A 20,500-nucleotide genomic window follows, 5' to 3' on the forward strand; every position below is an offset into this window, starting at 1 on the left:
TTAGAGGTGTAGATCATGCCACAGTTTTTTCTTAATAAACGCCTGATTATTTTGCTTGTCAGCATTATTATCCTCGTGGCACTGATTGGTTTTTCATTAAGAGACCGGGATCAGCTTACCTGGCCGGAGCAGTTTGTTAAAGACACATCCGGCTGGGTCCAGTCTCTGGTATCAAGGCCGGCTCATTATGTTGCCGGTTTCTTTGAAAACCTTCAAGACTTGCAAAATACATATCAAGAAAATGAAGTATTAAAGAAACGTCTGGATAACCTCGCACGGCTTGAAGCTGAGGTGCATGCTTTGAACAAGGACAATGAAGAACTTCGTGAAACTCTTGATGTTCAGGGATCACTAAGATCCTATGAACCAACACAGGCGATTGTGATTGCGCGAAACCCTGACCGCTGGCATGAGCTTCTTGTCATCAACAAGGGACAGGCAAATGGAATAGAGTCGGATATGGCCGTTATTACTTCGAAAGGCCTGATTGGCAAGGTGAAAAACACGACGCCGTTTACAGCTACAGTCCAGCTTTTAAGTTCACTTGACCCGAAGAATAGGGTCTCAGCTGTTATCCAGGGAGAGAAAAATCTATTTGGAACCATTTCCGGATATGACGAGGAAGAGGGCTTGCTGCTATTGAAAGGCATCCCTTTTGATGCGGAAGTCAAAGAAGAGCAGGTCGTTGAGACATCTGGGCTTGGCGGGGTATTTCCAGAAGGCTTGCAGATTGGGAAGGTAGAACGGGTTGTTCCTGATGAATTTGGGCTAAATCAGACGGCCTATGTTAAGCCAGAAGCCAATTTTTATGATATCAAGCATGTTATGGTTGTAGAAAGGGGTATGACCCAGCCGCCGGAAGGAGAATTAACTGAAGGTGCAGAGGAGGAGGAGCTGTGAGCAGGTTCCTTCTGCCCATTTTATTTGCTTTCTTATTTATAGCAGAGAGTCTATTCGTTCAGCTGTTCCCTGCTGATCTGTTCAACAATGGCTCTATTTTTGTACCCCATTTTTTGTGGGCGGCCATTTTTTTCCTGGCCATATACGGCAGCACTAAATCTGGTATTTTATATGGATTTGTATTCGGACTTCTATTCGATATCGTCTATACTGAAATCATTGGAATTTATATGTTTATGTTTCCGGTTTTGACTTACTTGTTTTCAAGGGTGATGAAAGCTCTTCAAACTAATATTGTAATCGTTTCATTAGTGTCTCTGCTTGGCATTGCTGTTCTCGAAATTGGAGTCTACGAAATTCTTTATTTAATTCATAGAACCAATATGGAGTTTTCTGCGTTTGCCACGCTTCGTTTATATCCTACACTTCTTTTAAATCTTGTTTTTATCATTATTGCTGCTTATCCATTAAGGCGCAGATTTGAAAGATACGCTGATGAGCTGCGAAATGATTAAGGCATCGACTGAATTTTATAGAAAAAAGGAGTTCAGACAGCTGCTGTCGAATTTCTTTTATACTCGGGGTGAACATCCAGTATGAAAAAAACACAAAATGTGACGATAAAAGGTACAAAAGATGGACTAACACTCCATCTAGATGATTTATGTTCGTTTGAAGAGTTAAAGAACGAACTGACTAAGAAGCTTTCAGCTAATTCAAGAGACCAGGAAGACCGTCTAATATCCGTCAGGGTTAAGGTGGGGAACCGATATTTAAGTACAAAGCAGGAAGAAGAACTTAAAAGCTTGATTCGACAAAAGAAAAATCTTGTTGTCGAAGAAGTAGAATCAAATGTTATAACAAAAAAAGATGCCGATCGATTAAAGCTAGAGAGTGAGATATCCACCATAGCCAAAGTGATTCGTTCTGGCCAGGTACTAGAAGTTCCGGGTGATTTGCTGCTGATTGGCGATGTAAATCCAGGTGGAACGGTTAAAGCCGGAGGGAACATTTTTGTGATGGGAGCATTAAGGGGAATTGCGCATGCAGGTGTTTCAGGAAACGATCAGGTGATCATTGCTGCATCTGTAATGAAACCTTCACAGCTAAGGATTTCGGACTGCATTAACAGGGCTCCTGATCAGGCTGCAGAGGACGAAAGCCGCTCAATGGAATGCGCCTACATATCGGAAGATCAGCAGATTGTTGTTGATAGATTACAAGTTTTAATGCGTCTCAGACCTAATTTAACAAGATTCGAAGGGGGAAGCTAAATGGGAGAGGCAATTGTTATTACATCCGGAAAAGGCGGAGTTGGTAAAACAACCACGTCTGCGAATCTCGGAACAGCTCTAGCCTTACAGGGGAAAAAAGTTTGTTTAGTGGACACAGATATCGGCCTTCGAAATTTAGATGTAGTTATGGGGCTGGAAAACCGGATTATTTATGATTTGGTCGATGTGATTAATGGAAGATGTAAAATTCACCAAGCCCTAGTTAAAGATAAGCGGTTTGAAGATTTGCTATATTTACTTCCTGCTGCACAGACCACAGATAAAAATGCTGTTCAGCCGTCCCAAATGAAAAAGCTAATTAATGAATTAAAACAGGATTATGATTATATCGTGATTGATTGTCCTGCAGGGATTGAGCAAGGCTATAAAAACGCAGTTGCTGGTGCAGACAAAGCCATCGTAGTCACAACTCCGGAAATATCAGCTGTTCGTGATGCTGATCGTATTATTGGATTACTTGAAAAAGAAGAGGGGATTGAACCTCCAAAACTGATCATTAACCGAATCCGCAATCATATGATGAAAAACGGGGATATGCTTGATGTAGACGAAATCACTACTCACTTATCTATTGACCTTATTGGTATTGTTGCAGATGATGATGAAGTAATAAAAGCTTCTAATCATGGTGAGCCTATAGCACTTAATCCGACCAGCAAAGCATCCATTGCTTATCGAAATATAGCTAGAAGGATTCTAGGTGAGTCGATTCCGCTCCAGCCTCTTGAAGAAGAAAATAAAGGTGTTTTTACTAAAATAAAACGATTTTTCGGTGTTCGCTAATCTCCATTTATACAGGAACGTAATCTTTCAGGCCGGGACCTTGCTCCTGGTTTTTTTTATTTAGAATTCAAATTGTATATACTCGAGTGCGTTGCATGCGATTTTTTTATGAAATGTCTTTCCTTTCCCAGAAAAAGATGCTTTCAGTTTTCTGAACTCATAGTCATACTCCCTTAGGACAACTCATAAACTTGTACAAATAGGCTATGGGGATTGGTGGGAAAAAGGATGAGTTCGAGAGCGGATGAATTACGGAAAAGAATTGCCAAGCGAAAAAAAGATCGTGAGAAAGCAGATACAGATCTTCAGCGCCGCTTTTTCCTGGCTGAAGATGAAGAACGGTACGGATACGATAAGTTTCCTTCTTTAAATGGGAATTCAGGAGAAGGGAATCACCCTTTATTTCGAAAAGAAGTATTTATTTTTAAAATATTAATATCAGCTTGTCTTGTTTTAATCATAGCCATCTTGTTCCGAGAACCAAACACAAAGCTAGATCCTGCAAAAAATCTTGTTAAAAGCGCATTGGAAAAAGATTTTCAATTTGCTTCTGTCTCAAGCTGGTATGAGGATCAATTTGGAAAGCCGCTGGCATTGCTTCCAGGTAAAAAGACTGTAGAGGAAGAGGATTTAAATGGACAGCAGTATGCCCTCCCTGCGTCAGGAAGCAGAATCTTAAAAGACTTTGATGCCAACGGACAGAGTATAACAATTGAAACGGGTAAAGACGCCGAAGTTGAAGCAATGAACGAAGGTCTTGTGATAAAAGTTGGGGTAGAGGAAGGTTTCGGAAAAACGGTCGTTATCCAGCATGCTGATAAAAGTGAATCATGGTATGGAAACTTGGACGAGATTAATGTGAACCTTTATGAATTCATTAAAAAAGGAACAAAGGTTGGTAAATCATCGGAAAATGAGGACCAAACAAAGGGTTCCTTCTTATTTGCTATTAAAAAAGGGGACAATTTTATTGATCCCATTCAGGTGATACGATTTGAATAAAGCCTTATTTCTATTGGGGAAAATCCGGGTTCACCCACTTTTATGGCTTGTAATCGCACTAGCTGTCATGACAGCCCATTTTATTGAATTATCAATGATGCTGCTGATCATTTTTATTCACGAGCTGGGGCACGCAACAGCCGCTTCGTTTTTTTCATGGAGAATCAAAAGTATCTCTATGCTGCCGTTCGGCGGGGTGGCTGAACTGGATGAGCATGGTAATCGGCCGCTTAAGGAAGAGGCAATTGTCGTTTTAGCCGGTCCGGCTCAGCATATCTGGCTGATTGGACTGTCTTTTCTTTTTTTAAAGCTCGGCTTGGTTCCTGAACACTATTATCTGCTGTTCGTCCAGTATAACCTGATGGTCCTTTTCTTTAATTTATTGCCAATCTGGCCGCTTGATGGAGGGAAACTTGTTTTCCTGTTTCTTTCAATGAAGTCTTCCTTTACTGATGCACACAGACAGATGGTTATTGGTTCGATAATTGCTTTATGCTGTTTTGTTACAGTTCTTATCTTTACGGTACCATTAACTTTAAACATATGGATTGTAGTAAGCTTTTTAGTTTTCTCGATTTTCCGGGAATGGAAGCACCGCCGGTTTGTTTTTTTGAGGTTTTTGCTTGAAAGGCACTACGGTAAAGAAGCGGAATTCCGTACCCTAAAGACGATAAAGGTCTCTGAAAAAGATCTGCTTATCACGGTTTTGGAGAAGTTTCAGCGCGGGTGTAAACACCCGATTATTGTTGAAGTAAATGGGGAAGAGACGGCCCTTGATGAAAATGAGATTCTCCATGCCTTTTTTGCAGAAAAGCAGTTAACAGCAAAAATTGGCGATTTGCTTTACAGCTATTGAATGCGATAATCTAGGATGGAATAGCTGAAAAGTGGGGATTGGATGAACAGATTAATTATAGATGCGGCAGCGAGCGAGAAGCGCTTTGCTCTGCTTGAAAATAACAAACTCATAAAACTATCTATTATACAGCCCGGACAGGAGTCACAGGTCGGGAATGTTTTTGCAGGTACGGTTGAAAAGGTACTGCCTGGAATGAATGCTGTCTTTGTAAATTTGGGCGGAGAAAAAAATGGATTGCTACACCGGGATAAATTAGCTGCGTATGCTGCTTCTTCTGAGCCATTGGAAGTGAAGCGAAACAAAAGCGTAGGCTCATTCGTTCATCAGGGAGAAAAACTCTTAGTTAAAATCGAGAAGGATGCAGCTGGATCAAAAGGACCTAGGCTAACAGGTCTTTTTGAGTTTCAGGGGAAAAACATCATCTATATGCCGACGGGCAATACGGTTGCCGTATCTAAGAAAATACAGCCTGATCTTATGCGCAGCAGCTTGAGGGAGCTGGGTTACTCTCTCAAAACAGCTAATGAAGGGCTCATTTTTCGTACAGAAAGTGAGGAAAGCAGCGAAATAACAATTAAAGAAGAACTTGAAAAGCTGAGAAGTGATTATCAAGTTTTGTTGAAAAAGGGAGCTGCTCTTAAAAAGCCGGGAATCATTGAAGTAAAAGATCCGTTTTTCGAAGAAGTATCAGCTGAACTGTCCAAGCTTACAGAGTGCGAGGTGCTTGTAAATGACCTTAAGTTTAAGCAAAGACTGGAAAAGTCTTTCCAAACTGGAGAAAATCAGGCGGGGATTACACTTCATACCTCATTGGAAAATATTTTTGCTGCGTTTCAGCTTGAAGCTGAAGTTGATAAGGCGCTAACCCGTGTTATTTGGCTGGAAAGCGGCGCCTTTCTTATAATAGATGAAACAGAAGCCTTAACTATTATTGATGTTAATACGGGGAAGTTTTCAGGAAGCACGAACCTGGAAGACACGGCAGTTAAAACAAACCGTGAGGCAGCAAACGAAATTGCCCGCCAGCTGAAGTTAAGGGATGTTGGAGGCATTATTTTAGTTGATTTTATAGATATGAAGGAAAACGCCTCTCGGCAAAAAGTGCTTGCCCAAATGGAGGCGGCTCTTAGACTGGATGAACGCAAAACAAAGGTAATTGGGTTTACCCCGCTAGGAATTCTGCAAATAACACGAGCAAAAACAAAACCCTCTCTTTCAGAAGCAATGATGGAAAGCTGCCAAGTATGCAAGGGGAACGGAAAAGTTTTAACCTCTGGCACGGTTGCCGGCAAACTCGAGCGCGAGCTGATGGAGCATTCGCGTGCTGATCATGAAGCCGTCTTGGTTGCAGCTACAACAGGGGTGGCTGAGGTATTTACTGGTGCTGCAGAAAGGAAAAAAAGGCTAGAATCGGCCTTAGGCTTTAAATTGATTTTTTCAGTTCTTGATTCTCCAAGACCTGCTTATGAAATTCGTCTGTTTGGAAGCGAAAAAGAGTTAGCTGTAAAAGCTATCACATAATAATTAAACAACAAAGCTTGCGAAAGCACGATAAGAAAAGATTATGTTGACACTTACTAGTCAAATATGATAATATTTTCATGTTATTGATTGTAGCACCCGTGCTACAACCGCACAGAACAGGTACTAAGATTTGCTTTAAGCAAACGCCTGGGAATGGCGAGTCTGAGTTTATAAGGAGGTGCAGTGGAATGTACGCAATTATCGAAACAGGCGGCAAGCAAATTCGTGTTGAAGAAGGCCAAGCTATCTTCATCGAAAAGCTTAACGCAGGAGAAGGCGAAACAGTTACTTTTGAAAAAGTTCTTTTCGTTGGCGGTGAAGATGTAAAAGTAGGAAGCCCACTAGTTGAAGGTGCTACTGTTACAGCAAAAGTTGAAAAACAAGGCCGTCAAAAGAAAATTATCGTTTTCAAGTACAAAGCTAAAAAGAACCAGCGTAAAAAGCAAGGTCATCGTCAGCCATTTACAAAAGTTGTGATTGAAAAGATCAACGCGTAAGGCAGGTTTAAGATGATCGGTGCAACGATTAATCGTACAAAATCCGGACAGATTCAATCCTTTACAATAAGCGGCCATGCAGGATTTGCCGATCGCGGCAGCGATATTGTCTGCGCGGGAGTGTCAGCCGTTTCCTTTGGAGCGGTAAACTCTGTTATAACCTTAACAGGAGTAAATCCTCAGATCGAACAGGGAGCCGATGGCTTTCTCCACTGCGTTATACCAGATGGTCTTTCTGAAAGTGCGCAAGAGAAAGTACAGCTGCTGCTTGAAGCGATGGTCGTTTCATTGCAGACGATTGAACAAGACTACGGAAAACATATAAAAATAACTTTTAAACAGTAGGAGGTGGAACAAATGTTAAGATTGGATCTTCAGTTTTTCGCTTCTAAAAAAGGAGTAGGTTCTACAAAGAACGGCCGTGACTCTATCTCTAAGCGCCTTGGCGCTAAGCGTGCGGACGGACAGTTCGTTTCCGGTGGTTCCATCCTTTACCGCCAGCGCGGAACTAAAATTTACCCTGGTGTAAACGTTGGCCGTGGCGGTGACGATACTCTATTTGCAAAAGTTGACGGCGTTGTTAAGTTTGAACGTTTAGGCCGCGACCGCAAGCAAGTTAGTGTATACCCAGCAGCACAAGAAGCATAAAAATATAAACAAATAAAACTCTAACCGGTGAGGTTAGAGTTTTATTTTTTACATAAACCTTGCTGTGCAGAAACGGCTATAGCTGAGTTTGGCCGTATAAAGTGCCAAATTTTGCATTAATTGCTTACTCATTCCTGCTTTTTTGATATACTTACAGCAACCCGTTTAATGACTAGGAGTATTTTTATGAGAAAACAGTGGGACACCATTGAGGTGTTAAGACATGCAAGGCATGATTGGCTTAATAAACTTCAATTAATTAAAGGCAATTTGGACCTTAACAAAATGGACCGCGTAAAAGAAATTATCAATGAAATTGTGCTGGAGACTCAGCAGGAGGCAAAGCTTTCTAATTTAAACCTTCCTCAGTTTTCCTCGTTGCTGCTAACCTCTAACTGGGACAGCTACCACTTCACTTTAGAATTCGAAGTGATGGATTCCCCAAACACACATAATGAAGGTGATCAGAAGCTTGCTCGATGGACTCGGGGACTTTTTGAGGAATTACATACTTCCATTGAAGCTTTTCAGGAGAATCATTTATTTGTTACGGTTGAACCTCAGGATAAAGGAATCCGTTTCTTTTTTGATTTTAGCGGAATAATAATAGATAAAGAACGGGTAGAAAGCTTCCTTAAGGAGTCACACGTTGAGAACATGTCCGTTAATATTGAAGTTCTTGATGGAAATGAGCTGGCCCTGGAAGTTTTTATGCACGCCTGCTAGGGAAGAATGATAACATCCCTGGAATATAACAAACTGTAGACAGGTGGATTGATTTAAATGTTTGTCGATCAAGTAAAAATATTTGTAAAAGGCGGCGATGGAGGCGATGGTATGGTTGCTTTCCGCCGTGAAAAGTATATACCTAAAGGCGGGCCTGCAGGTGGTGACGGAGGAAAGGGCGGCGACGTCGTTTTTGAAGTCGAAGAAGGATTAAGAACCTTAATGGACTTCAGGTATAAACGCAATTTTAAAGCTCCCCGCGGAGAGCATGGCATGTCGAAAAACCAGCATGGTAAGAATTCCAAGCCGATGATCGTAAAAGTTCCTCCAGGTACAATTGTGATGGATGAAGAAACAAATGAGGTTATAGGCGACTTGGTGGAACATGGCCAGCAGGTCATTATTGCTAAAGGCGGAAGAGGCGGCAGAGGAAATTCACGGTTCGCAACACCAGCGAACCCAGCTCCAGAGCTATCCGAAAATGGAGAACCTGGCCAGGAGAAAAACGTTATTCTAGAATTGAAGCTTCTTGCAGATGTTGGTTTGGTTGGCTTTCCAAGTGTAGGAAAATCCACACTTTTATCTGTTGTTTCTTCGGCAAAGCCTAAAATTGCTGAATACCACTTTACAACAATCGTTCCGAATCTTGGAATGGTGGAGACGGGAGATGGAAGGACTTTTGTCCTTGCCGATTTGCCCGGATTAATTGAAGGTGCACATTCTGGTGTGGGACTCGGCCATCAATTCCTTAGACATATTGAAAGAACCCGCGTCATTGTCCATGTGATTGATATGGCAGCCACTGAAGGCCGTGATCCATACGATGATTATTTGACAATAAACAGAGAGCTGAAGGAGTATAATCTGCGCCTTACAGAAAGGCCGCAAATTATTGTTGCCAATAAAATGGACATGCCAGAAGCGGCTGATAATCTAAAAAAGTTTAAAGAACAGCTTGACGACGATTATCCAGTATATCCGATCTCGGCTGTTACTCGTGAGGGATTAAAGGATCTGCTATTTACAGTTGCCGATACTCTTGAAAAGACTCCCGAATTTCCGATGTTTGAAGAAGAGGAAGAAGAATCTGATGTTAACCGGGTTCTTTATAAACATGAGGGCCAACAGGAGGAATTTGTCATAACAAGAAACCCTGACGGAGCATTTGTTGTAGCCGGCAGCAAGCTTGAAAAACTGTTTAAAATGACTGACTTCTCCAGGGAAGAGTCTGTCCGAAGATTTTCCAGGCAGCTTAGGGGCATGGGTGTAGATGATGCTTTAAGAGCGAGAGGGGCCAAGGATGGCGACATCGTGAAGCTGCTTGAGTACGAATTTGAGTTTGTGGATTAACCTTCGCAATTGACGGGGTGGAGAAATGAAGCAAAATAAATTTGATAGAAAATTTTATCTTGTCAGGGAAGATGTACTGCCAGAAGCAATGAAAAAAACTCTAGAGGCCAAGGAAATGATTGAACGGGGAAGAGCGGAGTCTGTTTGGGAAGCCGTTAACAAGGTTGATCTAAGCCGCAGTGCCTTTTATAAATATAGAGATACAGTGTTCGCATTTCATACAGTCGTCAAGGAAAGAATTATTACCTTATTTTTTCACCTTGAAGATCGATCAGGTACGCTTTCCGAGCTGCTTGGGGTAGTTGCCTCAACTGGATGCAATGTTTTGACCATTCACCAGACAATCCCTTTACAGGGAAGGGCTAATGTTACGATGTCTTTAAACGTGACAGAAATGGTGGTTGAAATGGATGAAATGCTGAATAAGCTTCGCAGGCTTGAATTTGTTGACAAGGTAGAAGTGCTGGGTTCAGGTGCATAAGACAGGTAACTGTTTTTAAAACCTGTTCTCAGCCAGTTTTATTTTAAGGATTTTGTGCAGGGGACCTCTCTGCACTTTTATTAGGGGAAAAATAGACAGAATAGAAAGTTATAAGGGAGGATACAAACATTGAAAGCAGGTTTTCTTGGCCCCCGGGCAACCTTTACAGACCTGGCTGTCCGTGAAATGTTTGATGAATCGGAATCATTACCGTTTCTAACAATTCCGGAAAGTATGGATGCAGCAATGTCAGGAGAAGTGGATGTGGCGGTCGTTCCGCTCGAAAATGCACTGGAAGGATCAGTCAATATTACACTGGACTATTTAATTCATGAAGCAGATTTGAAAATTATAGGAGAGATGACAGCTCCTATTAAACAGCATCTTATGGTTCATCCAGATAATCAAAATCGCTGGCATGAGGCAGAATTAATTTGCAGCCACTCACATGCCCTGGCTCAATGCCACAAGTTTTTACATAGTCAGTTTCCGAGAACTAAATTTGAAAATAAAACTTCAACCGCAGCGGCAGCTCTGTTTTTGAAGGAGAACCCCCAAATGAATGCAGCTGCGGTTGGGAATAGCTTATCCGCTGAGGAGTACGGCCTTGTTATCGTCAAACCTGATATACATGATTACAGCCATAACCATACACGCTTTGTGATTCTTTCAAAAAGGCCTCATGAGATAAACGAGAAAACAAAAGACACATTTCAAGGATATAAAACGACTTTAATGATTACTTTGCCGTCAGATCAAGCCGGTGCTCTTCACCAGGTCCTTTCTGCACTGGCATGGCGGAATCTTAATTTGTCTAAGATCGAATCCAGGCCAATGAAAACCGGTTTGGGGAATTACTTTTTCATTGTTGATATCGAAATGAAAATGGATGATGTTCTAATTCCAGGAGCCATTTCAGAGATGGAGGCATTGGGATGCTCAGTCAATTGTCTTGGCAGCTATCCGTCCTTTAAGCTTCGCGGCAATTAAGATTGAAAAATGAGAATCCCTAACTGAAAAAGCAGGGTCAGACTGTAACAATCTCAATGGAATTGAGGTTGTTACAGTCTTTTTTTGCATTTAAACTCAGGACACTGGTCTCCGTTCCAACTTTGCTTTCCACGGGCGTTCCCGCCTTCCTGGTTTAGCACTGTGAGGTCTGCACTGTCCCCTGACCCACCCGCACGACATTGATTTGGCATACAGGAATTAGACCGCTCACGCAGGAATTGCGTAATCCATTTCGAGATGTTTTCGTGCATTACACTATGGTAAACAGGTTCAGAATGCTCTCAATCAGAACCCTTTTTAGGAAGTTGCTTGCCTGACAGTCTGCCATTAGCAATTAACTCAAGTACCTGACTTCGCCATGCTTGCCTTTTTCTTAATGAATTTTTCTGTAATGCACGTTTGCGTAGCACTTTCTTCATGGTATACATATCCTAGAAACCAGCGGTAAGAGATTTGTTTCCACTTCCGCAGCAGCCTTTTTCTCCATAAAAAATGGGTTCCGTTTTATATATCTAGTAGGTAGTTAGCTTCTTTCATGGCTTTTGAAGCCTCATTAAGAGCCCTTTGGGTAGGTGCTGTAATAGAGTGAAGGTGAAATCCATCAGTTAAATCAGCTAAATAGGCTGCGTTTGTTAGTCTGACTTTTTTCATGAAAAGCTGGACCTCTCTCCGATTGGAAACCATAATGGACGCAGTTATATCTCCATAGACTGGATGTTCAACTTTTACGTCTTTAACTGTCACCCCATGGTCGACAAGAAGGTTTAGCTCATCTTCAGTTTTGTTGGTTGAGTGATAGCAGGCAATTATCTGCTCAAACATGTGAGCACGGGACGGAGAAGGCAGGTACAAGTAGCCTTGGCTAGTAGCTAAAATCGGTTCATTTTTTGCTTTTAGCAACGTAATATCCCCAACAATCACCTGGCGGCTGACATTTGCCAATGCAGCTAACTCTCCTCCTGTAATTGGTTCTTTTCTATTAAATAATATTTGTAAAATAAGATTTCTTCTGTCTTCACCTAAAATCTTTTTTTGTTCCTTCATATACCCTCACCTCAGTGCTGAATTGTACCATAAAAGCTGTTTTAAGGCATAGGCAGCATACTGAGAACAAGTACTGCGCTTAAGCTTAGCCTCTCGAAAGACTCATGTGGGGAAGTTATAAATTAATTCCTTCTCATCATATTCTTTTCATAAATCGCATAAGTTTTTGTGAAGAACGTTAGCAATTTGCCCATCCCGACATACAATATATGGACTTATGCATAGGAGGGAAATCAGAGTGAAAATCCATATCGTACAGAAAGGGGATACTCTTTGGAAGATCGCCAAAAAGTACGGCGTGAACTTTGAAGAGCTGAAGAAATTAAACTCACAGCTCAGCAACCCTGATATGATTATGCCCGGCATGAAAATAAAAGTCCCGACTACTGGGGGAACGATAAAGAAAGAATCCCCACAAACAGGGCCTGGAGCCCAGGCGAAAATCAATATGGGTACAAAAAAGGAAATGCCCGTTAAGGAGCATCCGAAAGAACAGCCAAAGCCAACGCCAGAAATGAAGGTACCAAAAGAGGTTCCGAAGGCCGAAGTTCCTAAGGAAGTCCCTAAAAAGCCATATAAGCCCAAAATGCCGCAGCCAGTAATCCCAGAAATCGATATCAATAATTATTATACGCTTAACATGGCCAACATGTCGGTTCAGCAACCGCCAAAGCAGCAGCCCTTGCAGCCGAAACCCCAGCCAAAATCACAGCCAAAACATGTTATGCCAGAGGAAAAACAGCTACCTCAGACACCGCAGCTAAAACAGCCAAAAACAAAACCTCTGGAACAGCCGAAAATGCAACCGCAGCTTCCGCTTAAACCAGACAATCTATTCCCGGACATAAAGCCGGATATTAAATTAGATAACAATCAATTTACCGAAGAAGAATCATCACCATTAGTACCTATACACCAAGGAGGTCACCATCAGTCAATGATACCTTACCCGCAAAATAATTATCCCGTCTATCCTGGCATGCAAGGCACAGGTTACCCTAATCAGCAAATGATGAATCAGCCTAATTTTCAAAATCACAGCCAGATGCCCCAACACCCAATGCCAGGCTACCAAGGAATGAGTCCTGAAGTAGATAACGCTTATTTTGATCAGCCAGGCATGGAATCAAGCGGCTTTACACCGAATATGCCAGCAATGCCTCAAATGCATGGTAACATGGACTATCAGATGCCTTACTACCAAATGCCGCACCAGATGCCGCCACAAGTGCAGGGAATGTCGGACTACCAGATGCCGCCACAAGTGCAGGGAATGTCGGACTACCAGATGCCGCCACAAGTGCAGGGAATGTCGGACTATCAGATGCCGCCGCAAGTGCAGGGAGCGCAGACAGCACCGGGAATGGAGATACCTTGTTATCCAGAAGATCTGATGCCCATGTCACCTGTTATGCCTGGACCAGGTTATCCATGCACCCCATATACCATAATGCCGCATCAAATGCCGCCGCAGGTTCAGGGAATAACGGACTATCAGATGCCGCATCAAATGCCGCCGCAGGTTCAGGGAATGACGGACTATCAGATGCCGCACCAAATGCCGCCACAGGTTCAGGGAATGACGGACTATCAGATGCCGCATCAAATGCCGCCGCAGGTTCAGGGAATGACGGACTATCAGATGCCGCATCAAATGCCGCCGCAGGTTCAGGGAATGACGGATTACCAGATGCCGCATCAAATGCCGCCGCAGGTTCAGGGAATGACGGATTACCAGATGCCGCATCAAATGCCGCCACAGGTTCAGGGAATGACGGATTACCAGATGCCGCATCAAATGCCGCCACAGGTTCAGGGAATGACGGATTACCAGATGCCGCATCAAATGCCGCCACAAGTACAGGGTGCGTTTGATCCTTATGGTATGCCTGGAATGCAGCAAGCACCAATGCATGGATATATGCCATATGATTGTGGATGCGGAGGGGGAGGTATGATGCCGTATGGCCCTTCTCCAGGAGCCGCTCCCTACTATGGAACACCATATGACCAGCAGCAGATAGCTCCCTATAACTATGGGCCTCCTCAAGATTCAATAGGAATGCCGCGGGTCGACGACGAAAGTAATGATTATTAATTTCAATAAAAGAAGAGACGATTATCAACAAAATCGTCTCTTCTCCTATTTACAAAGCCAGCTGCCATTTAAAATTTTAAAAACTGAATTCATCCGTAATCAAGTGATTAAAATAACGACCAAAGATGCGATTACCATTTTGAAAGGATTTCCTAGCCTGGAGCACATTAAGATACAGGCAGATTTAACTAGTGCTTTAAAAACGGAGGGATTTTCCCAAGTTCCCGAATTTCTTTCCATGAATAAGCCGATTTTCTTAGATAATGAATATTATTCTTTTCAGGAATATATCCAGCCCGGATTGCCGGTATTTAACTATAAACGAAAAAAAGACCGTCAAGACGGATTACATCTTCTAAGTAAATTTCATGCCGCTTCAAAGCCTATAGTTCAAGAGTTCTCAAAAAAACTGCCTCATACAAGCCTTTATAGAAAATGGAAAGAAAGATTAATTCAATTTAATCATAACCTGTCCATCATAAGTGGTTTTATTGATCAGAAGTTTTTAATTGAAATTTGCTGCTGGGCAGAGCAAGCTTTGAAGGGAATGGAAAGAGACCAGCCAATCGCAGAGGAGCAAGTTATTTTGCATGGTGATGTGGCACATCATAATTTTATAAGGCATGTTAGTGGCGGCCTTTATATTATTGACTTTGATTTAACTGCTATCGGACCAGAAAGGTATGATTTACTTCAGTATTCAAATAGAATCCTGCCTTTTCTTGGATGGTCATTGAAAGAACTTTCCAAACTAAATACCATTAATTCATACACCAAGGATAAAGAATTTTTATATGCACTTGCCTATCCAGCCGATATATTAAGGGAATGGAATCGGTTAATCCGCAACGGCCAGCAAAATAATCCTCAGCGAGTCTTATATGTTACAGGCCTTACCATGAATCAGCTCAATTTGAGGAGGAGCTTTGTAAAAACTATTTTTGAAAAAACGGAAACATAATAGGAAATGGGAAGTTTTAATTGGTCTTAACTGACAGCATGAAAACCCTGCTTCGCTGATACCCTATAAATGAGCAGATTTTTTGCTCGATGACAGCGAAGGGGGTTTTCCGCTTGCGTAACAAGCCGTTAATTGTACCTTTAGCATTAGTCATAACAGCAGGCCTATCCGCCTGCGGAGTCAATGGCGATCAAGGAGCTCAGGATGATGGGCGGGCTCACCCACTAGCATATTATTCAAACAGGGATTCGGAAAATGGGAATGCAAGGACTTTAGATAATAGGGAAGGCCCACTAACAGAGATATATGATTACTCTTATGGTGATGAAGGCAGGGAAATAAATAACCAACGCCAGACAAGACTGCAGACTAGAGATGAAAATGGAAATCCGCCTAATCCATCTGTACCGCTTGCAGATCACGATCATAACTTTTTCCAGAGAGATAATCGATTCTCCCATGGAGATGCAAATTATCATGGCCACCTGGACGATAATACTTCACAGCCGCGGAGTTCCTATTACTATGCCTATGAAGGTGATTTATCAGAGAAAATCGCCGATACAACTGGCTTAGTTAGGAATGTAGAGGATGTTCGGTCAGTGATTTATGGAAGTAATGTCTTAATAGCTGTGGACTTGACTGACTACAGCAGGGAGCAGGAAACAAAAAGAGACATCCAAAAGGCTGTCAGGCCGTATCTTCGTGGCAGATCTTGCACTGTAGTGACCGATGAGGGAACCTTCAGCAGAATACGCAACCTTGATAATGATCTAAGGGATGGCGGCCCTCATGAACAAATTAATTTGGATATGAAGGACCTTTTTAGAACACTTAAAGAACGTGCCAATAACAGAATTTCACAATAAAGAGAAGGCAAAGCATAATCTGCTTTGCCTTCTTTTCAGTTGAGCTATTGATAACCTTGCTCACTTTATTATGTTCTATGTTTTTTCAGGATATTTAGCCAAGTTTTGGTCAAACTATTAATGCAGAAATACTTCTGATCTAAATTGAGGTGATCGGCCATGCGGCCCAAGTTATTTGCCTGTGTAATGTTTATCGTTTTAGCTGTTTTTGGCAGCAGGGAATTAAATGCCAGTCCTGCAGCCAGCCTGGGGAGCATCAGCTTTTGGGATAGGCCAGTCTTCGCTGCTGAAGAAATCAGCCCTCTTAGGATAACTTTACACTTGGAAAGAGTTTATCTTGACGGTGAAAAAAGTGAAGAGACCGTCATGGAGACTATCTGGTCAATGGAGGACTTCTGGGCAAAATATGATGCATGGCAGCTGATCGAAATGGAAGAGTCTGAAATTGTTTTTAGACAGCATGTGGATGATATTTCTCCTCTTTTAAAAACAAATGGCTACTTCGGTTTATCAGATGAAGGAGTTTTAACGATATTTAATGGCCGTCCGGATCACACAAATATTATTCAATCCTTCTTTCAGCTGGATTTAGGAAAGCTGGAAAGTACGAAGAGAGAAAAGCTGAATCAAGGAATCCCTATTAAGTCAAAGGATGAATATGAAAAAGTCCTTGAAACATACAAACCTTACACGAGGATAGAAAAGCATTAAAACTTCTGCACACGTAAAAAAGGACCCTATACGGGTCCTTTTTAACATTCTGCTATTTTTCAACACCTGTTATGATGTATTTACCTTCTGCTAACTCAACAGTATAGACAACATCTTCAGGAGCTGTAACAGTTCCCTTATTAGCGTCACCTTCAACTGTAACATCTTCTTGAGTTGTTGTAAGGATGGAAGCTGGGAAATAGGATTCCTGGTTCACAATCATTCTGCCATCATCTGTTTTTTCTTCAGTTGCATAGTGAGCGTAGATTTCTTTCGCTGTGTCTTCATTATAATACTTTGATAAAAATTCAACAGCAGATGCCTCGTCAGCAAATGATGAGTTGATCACGAAAGTTGGATCTTCAGCTGAAACAGTTTCCTTGGCAAAAACTTCGTTTACCTTGCCTTCAGCTACTCGAATTGAATTATACATTTTGGATTTAGCCTGATCTGTTAATTCGGCTGTATTTTCCTCAGCAGCACCGTTATCCTTGTCAGCATTTTCTTCCTCAGCTGAACAACCGACAACAGCAAAAACAATTGTGAAAGCTGCCAATAAAGCTAAAAGTTTTTTCATTTTTTACTTCTCCCCTAAATGGTAAATTTAACAACATTCCCATTATATAGGAGGAGATTCCAAAAGCGCAACTTTTTTCTTCATCCCTTTAAAAGTTGTATGGTACAATGAGGTACAGTTATGCGGAGGGGCGAGGAATATTGCTTGATTTTGTAAAGGGAACGATTGATTTCGTGGGCCCGGAATACATAGTTATAGAGAATAACGGGATCGGCTATCAAATTATGACGCCAAATCCTTTTATATATTCAAAAGAAGCTGGGCAAGAGATTAAGGTTTTCACTTATCATTATGTAAGGGAAGATGTATTAGCCCTTTACGGTTTCCAAAGCCGGGAAGAAAAGGGATTATTCACTAGGCTGCTAAACGTGTCTGGCATCGGCCCAAAAGGCGCTTTAGCCATTCTTGCTTCTGGACAGCCAAATCAAGTGGTCCAGGCCATTGAAAATGAAGACGAAGCCTTTCTGGTCAAGTTTCCAGGGGTAGGGAAAAAGACAGCAAGACAGATGATTTTGGATTTAAAAGGGAAGCTTAATGATCTTGTTCCTGATTATTTTCCGAATTTATTTAACACGGATGAAACCGTTACTTCTAAAATGAGCCAGGAGGAAGAGGCTCTGGAAGAGGCTCTTCTAGCTCTCAAAGCATTAGGCTATTCAGAGAGAGAAATTAAAAAGGTTGTTCCAGAATTAAGAAAAGAAAACCTTTCTACTGACCAATATATAAAAAAGGCGCTGCAAAAACTTTTAAAGTAACTGTTTTATACACCCTTTGCCATGAGATATTAAACAAAAAGGTGATGGACAAATGGAAGAACGGATTATTTCCAGTGAAGCCGGAGACCAGGATTTTTCTTTTGAACAAAGCCTGCGTCCGCAAACATTAAGGCAATACATTGGCCAGGACAAGGTGAAAGAAAACCTTGATGTTTTTATTGAAGCGGCAAGGCTGCGGAAGGAAACACTGGATCATGTTTTGTTGTATGGACCGCCGGGTTTGGGAAAAACTACCCTTGCTGCGATCATAGCAAATGAAATGAACGTAAACCTTCGTACTACATCCGGGCCAGCAATTGAAAGGCCTGGTGACCTTGCGGCAATTCTAACGGCATTAGAGCCTGGGGATGTCCTGTTTATAGATGAAATTCATCGGCTGCCACGGTCAATTGAAGAGATATTATACCCTGCTATGGAAGACTTCTGCCTTGACATTGTTATCGGGAAAGGTCCTAGTGCTCGTTCAGTCCGGCTTGATTTACCGCCATTTACACTTGTTGGAGCTACGACAAGAGCTGGATCTTTATCAGCTCCTTTAAGAGATAGGTTTGGAGTATTATGCAGGCTGGAATACTATAATGAAACTCAGTTAACTGAAATTGTTGTTCGGACTTCAGAAGTACTTGAAACTACAATTGGCGGTAGGGCAGCAGAAGAAATAGCCAGAAGGTCAAGGGGAACGCCGAGGATTGCCAACAGGCTTTTAAAAAGAGTAAGAGACTTTGCACAAGTAAGAGGCGATGGCTCAATTGATAACGAACTAGCCGAGCAAGCACTTAACTTGCTGCAGGTAGACCGTTTAGGACTGGATCATATTGACCATAAATTACTTAAGGGGATTATAGAAAAATACCGCGGGGGCCCTGTTGGACTTGAAACAATAGCAGCTACGATAGGTGAGGAAGCTCATACTATTGAAGACGTCTATGAGCCATATTTGCTTCAAATTGGCTTTCTGCAGCGCACACCGCGGGGGAGAATTGTAACCCCGATGGTATACCAGCATTTCCAAATGGAGGTACCTTCAGAATGACCGCAATCGGTAAAATGCTTATGCTGGCTGGTGTCGTTATTTTTGTGATCGGCCTCTTAATGCAATTCATTCAGATCGGAAAATTGCCGGGTGATATCGTGGTTAAAAAAGGCAATGCAACTTTTTACTTTCCTGTTGTCACTTCGATTCTGATTAGTATCATACTCTCGGCTATTTTTTATTTTATTGGACGCTTCAGATAATAAACCTACATTAAAAGGGTGACATGATGAAAGTAGATTTGTTTGATTTCCATCTGCCAGAAGAATTAATCGCTCAAACTCCACTTGAAAAAAGAGCGGAGAGCAGGCTGCTAGTTCTCAATAAACAGACGGGCGAGATGGAACATGATATTTTTAAAAATATAATAGACCATATTCAGCCAGGGGACTGTTTAGTTCTCAATGATACGCGTGTTCTGCCTGCAAGACTTTTTGGACTTAAACAGGAAACTGGGGCGAAGATCGAAGTTCTTCTTCTCAAGCAGGAAGAAAATGATGTTTGGGAAACCTTGATTAAGCCAGCAAAACGGGTGAAAAAAGGGGCTCTTTTAGAATTTGGAAATGGGCTGCTCAAAGCAGAGTGTGTTGGTGAATCAGACCATGGCGGACGTTTGCTCAGATTCTCTTATGAGGGTATTTTTTATGAAGTCCTGGAACAGCTGGGAGAAATGCCGCTTCCGCCCTATATCAAGGAGCAGCTGGATGACCGAGACCGCTATCAAACAGTTTTTGCGAGAGAGCGAGGCTCAGCCGCAGCTCCTACTGCAGGACTTCATTTTACGGAGGAACTGCTTGAAGAATTAACAGAAAAGGGTGTTCATGTTACGTTTATTACTCTTCATGTAGGGCTAGGCACCTTTAGGCCTGTCAGTGCCGAAAATGTGGATGAACACGAAATGCACTCTGAATTTTATCAAGTATCTGAAGGGACTGCCTTGCTCCTTAATGAGGTACGCAGTAAAGGCGGGAGAATTATAACAGTCGGTACTACTTCAACGAGAACACTGGAGACGATTGCTACTTCTCATAACGGCGAGTTTGCAGCTGACAGCGGCTGGACCGATATTTTTATTTTTCCAGGGTATGAGTTCAAAGCAATCGATGGAATGATTACCAATTTCCATTTGCCAAAATCCACCCTAATTATGCTGGTTAGTGCCCTTGCCGGACGTGAAAATACCCTTCATGCTTACAAGACTGCTGTTGAACAAAGATACCGGTTTTTCAGCTTCGGGGATGCCATGCTAATCCTATAAAAACGTTTAAAAAAGTGTGCCATTTACAAAATAATGGCTATGAAAGTAAGACTGTTTGTGGTAGGCGAGCGCTTATTGACAACTCTTTTATTAGAAT

The 20,500-nt window shown here is 42.0% G+C and carries 25 protein-coding genes and 1 other annotated feature; of the genes, 22 read left to right on the plus strand and 3 right to left on the minus strand.

Annotation, left to right across the window (positions count from 1 at the left end; all coding sequences use genetic code 11):
• Positions 1-15 precede the first annotated feature (15 nt).
• The 14 genes from mreC to pheA all read left to right on the plus strand — a co-directional run bounded on the left by mreC (position 16) and on the right by pheA (position 11,055).
• On the plus strand, positions 16-900 hold the full coding sequence (gene mreC / locus HRJ06_RS05050) for a rod shape-determining protein MreC (RefSeq protein WP_174729853.1): 885 nt from the start codon (positions 16-18) through the stop codon (positions 898-900).
• A complete protein-coding gene (mreD, locus tag HRJ06_RS05055) occupies positions 897-1,415 on the plus strand; it encodes a rod shape-determining protein MreD (RefSeq protein ID WP_174729856.1) in 519 nt (172 codons plus the stop codon). The genes mreC and mreD overlap by 4 nt, the downstream gene beginning before the upstream one ends.
• An 81-nt stretch (positions 1,416-1,496) precedes the next feature.
• A complete protein-coding gene (minC, locus tag HRJ06_RS05060) occupies positions 1,497-2,174 on the plus strand; it encodes a septum site-determining protein MinC (protein ID WP_174729858.1) in 678 nt (225 codons plus the stop codon).
• Positions 2,175-2,978, plus strand: coding sequence for a septum site-determining protein MinD (gene minD, locus HRJ06_RS05065; protein WP_174729861.1), 804 nt, complete (start codon positions 2,175-2,177; stop codon positions 2,976-2,978).
• Positions 2,979-3,206: 228 nt separating this feature from the next.
• A complete protein-coding gene (locus tag HRJ06_RS05070; RefSeq protein ID WP_174729864.1) occupies positions 3,207-3,980 on the plus strand; it encodes a M23 family metallopeptidase in 774 nt (257 codons plus the stop codon).
• On the plus strand, positions 3,973-4,836 hold the full coding sequence (locus tag HRJ06_RS05075; RefSeq protein WP_174729867.1) for a M50 family metallopeptidase: 864 nt from the start codon (positions 3,973-3,975) through the stop codon (positions 4,834-4,836). The genes HRJ06_RS05070 and HRJ06_RS05075 overlap by 8 nt, the downstream gene beginning before the upstream one ends.
• A gap of 42 nt (positions 4,837-4,878) precedes the next feature.
• Positions 4,879-6,360, plus strand: coding sequence for an Rne/Rng family ribonuclease (locus HRJ06_RS05080; protein WP_174729870.1), 1,482 nt, complete (start codon positions 4,879-4,881; stop codon positions 6,358-6,360).
• Between the two features lie 98 nt (positions 6,361-6,458).
• Positions 6,459-6,537 (plus strand) — a sequence feature (ribosomal protein L21 leader region).
• A gap of 14 nt (positions 6,538-6,551) precedes the next feature.
• Positions 6,552-6,860 carry a 50S ribosomal protein L21 gene (rplU, locus tag HRJ06_RS05085; RefSeq protein ID WP_174729873.1) on the plus strand — a complete coding sequence of 103 codons (309 nt, stop codon included), beginning with the start codon at positions 6,552-6,554 and terminating at the stop codon, positions 6,858-6,860.
• A 12-nt stretch (positions 6,861-6,872) separates the two neighbouring features.
• A complete protein-coding gene (locus HRJ06_RS05090) occupies positions 6,873-7,205 on the plus strand; it encodes a ribosomal-processing cysteine protease Prp (RefSeq protein WP_174729876.1) in 333 nt (110 codons plus the stop codon).
• Positions 7,206-7,217: 12 nt separating this feature from the next.
• A complete protein-coding gene (rpmA, locus tag HRJ06_RS05095; RefSeq protein WP_174729879.1) occupies positions 7,218-7,508 on the plus strand; it encodes a 50S ribosomal protein L27 in 291 nt (96 codons plus the stop codon).
• 186 nt (positions 7,509-7,694) lie between these two features.
• Positions 7,695-8,234 (plus strand): Spo0B C-terminal domain-containing protein, encoded by a 540-nt coding sequence (locus HRJ06_RS05100; protein WP_174729882.1) that lies wholly within the window; start codon positions 7,695-7,697, stop codon positions 8,232-8,234.
• Between the two features lie 57 nt (positions 8,235-8,291).
• On the plus strand, positions 8,292-9,584 hold the full coding sequence (gene obgE / locus HRJ06_RS05105; protein WP_174729885.1) for a GTPase ObgE: 1,293 nt from the start codon (positions 8,292-8,294) through the stop codon (positions 9,582-9,584).
• 25 nt (positions 9,585-9,609) lie between these two features.
• Positions 9,610-10,065 (plus strand): ACT domain-containing protein, encoded by a 456-nt coding sequence (locus HRJ06_RS05110; protein ID WP_174729888.1) that lies wholly within the window; start codon positions 9,610-9,612, stop codon positions 10,063-10,065.
• A 129-nt stretch (positions 10,066-10,194) separates the two neighbouring features.
• The gene (gene pheA, locus HRJ06_RS05115) at positions 10,195-11,055 is read left to right on the plus strand and encodes a prephenate dehydratase (protein ID WP_174729891.1); all 861 of its coding nucleotides are present in this window, start codon (positions 10,195-10,197) and stop codon (positions 11,053-11,055) included.
• Positions 11,056-11,357: 302 nt separating this feature from the next.
• Here pheA and HRJ06_RS05120 read toward each other — a convergent pair whose 3' ends face one another.
• Together HRJ06_RS05120 and HRJ06_RS05125 are read right to left on the minus strand one after the other, a co-directional pair.
• Positions 11,358-11,495: a hypothetical protein gene (locus HRJ06_RS05120; protein ID WP_174729894.1), complete on the minus strand. Its 138-nt coding sequence runs from the start codon at positions 11,493-11,495 to the stop codon at positions 11,358-11,360.
• An 85-nt stretch (positions 11,496-11,580) separates the two neighbouring features.
• On the minus strand, positions 11,581-12,120 hold the full coding sequence (locus tag HRJ06_RS05125; RefSeq protein WP_174729897.1) for a transcription repressor NadR: 540 nt from the start codon (positions 12,118-12,120) through the stop codon (positions 11,581-11,583).
• 238 nt (positions 12,121-12,358) lie between these two features.
• Here HRJ06_RS05125 and safA point away from each other — a divergent pair, with 238 nt between their 5' ends.
• From safA to HRJ06_RS05145, 4 genes are all read left to right on the plus strand, one after another.
• The gene (gene safA, locus HRJ06_RS05130; RefSeq protein ID WP_174729900.1) at positions 12,359-14,218 is read left to right on the plus strand and encodes a SafA/ExsA family spore coat assembly protein; all 1,860 of its coding nucleotides are present in this window, start codon (positions 12,359-12,361) and stop codon (positions 14,216-14,218) included.
• A complete protein-coding gene (locus HRJ06_RS05135; RefSeq protein ID WP_174729903.1) occupies positions 14,208-15,179 on the plus strand; it encodes an aminoglycoside phosphotransferase family protein in 972 nt (323 codons plus the stop codon). The genes safA and HRJ06_RS05135 overlap by 11 nt, the downstream gene beginning before the upstream one ends.
• 113 nt (positions 15,180-15,292) lie before the next feature.
• Positions 15,293-16,048, plus strand: a complete 756-nt coding sequence (locus HRJ06_RS05140) for a YhcN/YlaJ family sporulation lipoprotein (protein WP_242035137.1) — start codon at positions 15,293-15,295, stop codon at positions 16,046-16,048.
• 159 nt (positions 16,049-16,207) lie between these two features.
• The gene (locus HRJ06_RS05145; protein ID WP_174729909.1) at positions 16,208-16,759 is read left to right on the plus strand and encodes an intercompartmental signaling factor BofC; all 552 of its coding nucleotides are present in this window, start codon (positions 16,208-16,210) and stop codon (positions 16,757-16,759) included.
• A 52-nt stretch (positions 16,760-16,811) separates the two neighbouring features.
• Here the strand turns inward: HRJ06_RS05145 and HRJ06_RS05150 are convergent, their stop codons facing one another.
• On the minus strand, positions 16,812-17,336 hold the full coding sequence (locus tag HRJ06_RS05150; RefSeq protein ID WP_174729912.1) for an endonuclease: 525 nt from the start codon (positions 17,334-17,336) through the stop codon (positions 16,812-16,814).
• A gap of 140 nt (positions 17,337-17,476) precedes the next feature.
• Here HRJ06_RS05150 and ruvA point away from each other — a divergent pair, with 140 nt between their 5' ends.
• From ruvA to queA, 4 genes are read left to right on the plus strand one after another with little or no spacing between them, the layout of a single operon-like run.
• Positions 17,477-18,091, plus strand: coding sequence for a Holliday junction branch migration protein RuvA (gene ruvA / locus HRJ06_RS05155; protein WP_174729915.1), 615 nt, complete (start codon positions 17,477-17,479; stop codon positions 18,089-18,091).
• Between the two features lie 52 nt (positions 18,092-18,143).
• A complete protein-coding gene (gene ruvB, locus HRJ06_RS05160; protein ID WP_174729918.1) occupies positions 18,144-19,145 on the plus strand; it encodes a Holliday junction branch migration DNA helicase RuvB in 1,002 nt (333 codons plus the stop codon).
• The gene (locus HRJ06_RS05165; RefSeq protein WP_174729920.1) at positions 19,142-19,348 is read left to right on the plus strand and encodes a DUF2905 domain-containing protein; all 207 of its coding nucleotides are present in this window, start codon (positions 19,142-19,144) and stop codon (positions 19,346-19,348) included. Before ruvB ends, HRJ06_RS05165 begins: the two co-directional genes overlap by 4 nt.
• Positions 19,349-19,374: 26 nt before the next feature.
• Entirely contained in the window at positions 19,375-20,403 is a 1,029-nt protein-coding gene (queA, locus tag HRJ06_RS05170; protein WP_174730252.1) for a tRNA preQ1(34) S-adenosylmethionine ribosyltransferase-isomerase QueA, read from the plus strand.
• Positions 20,404-20,500 lie beyond the last annotated feature (97 nt).

The organism is Mesobacillus harenae (assembly GCF_013343715.1).
In the GTDB taxonomy this organism is placed as follows: Bacteria; Bacillota; Bacilli; order Bacillales; family Cytobacillaceae; genus Mesobacillus_A; species Mesobacillus_A harenae.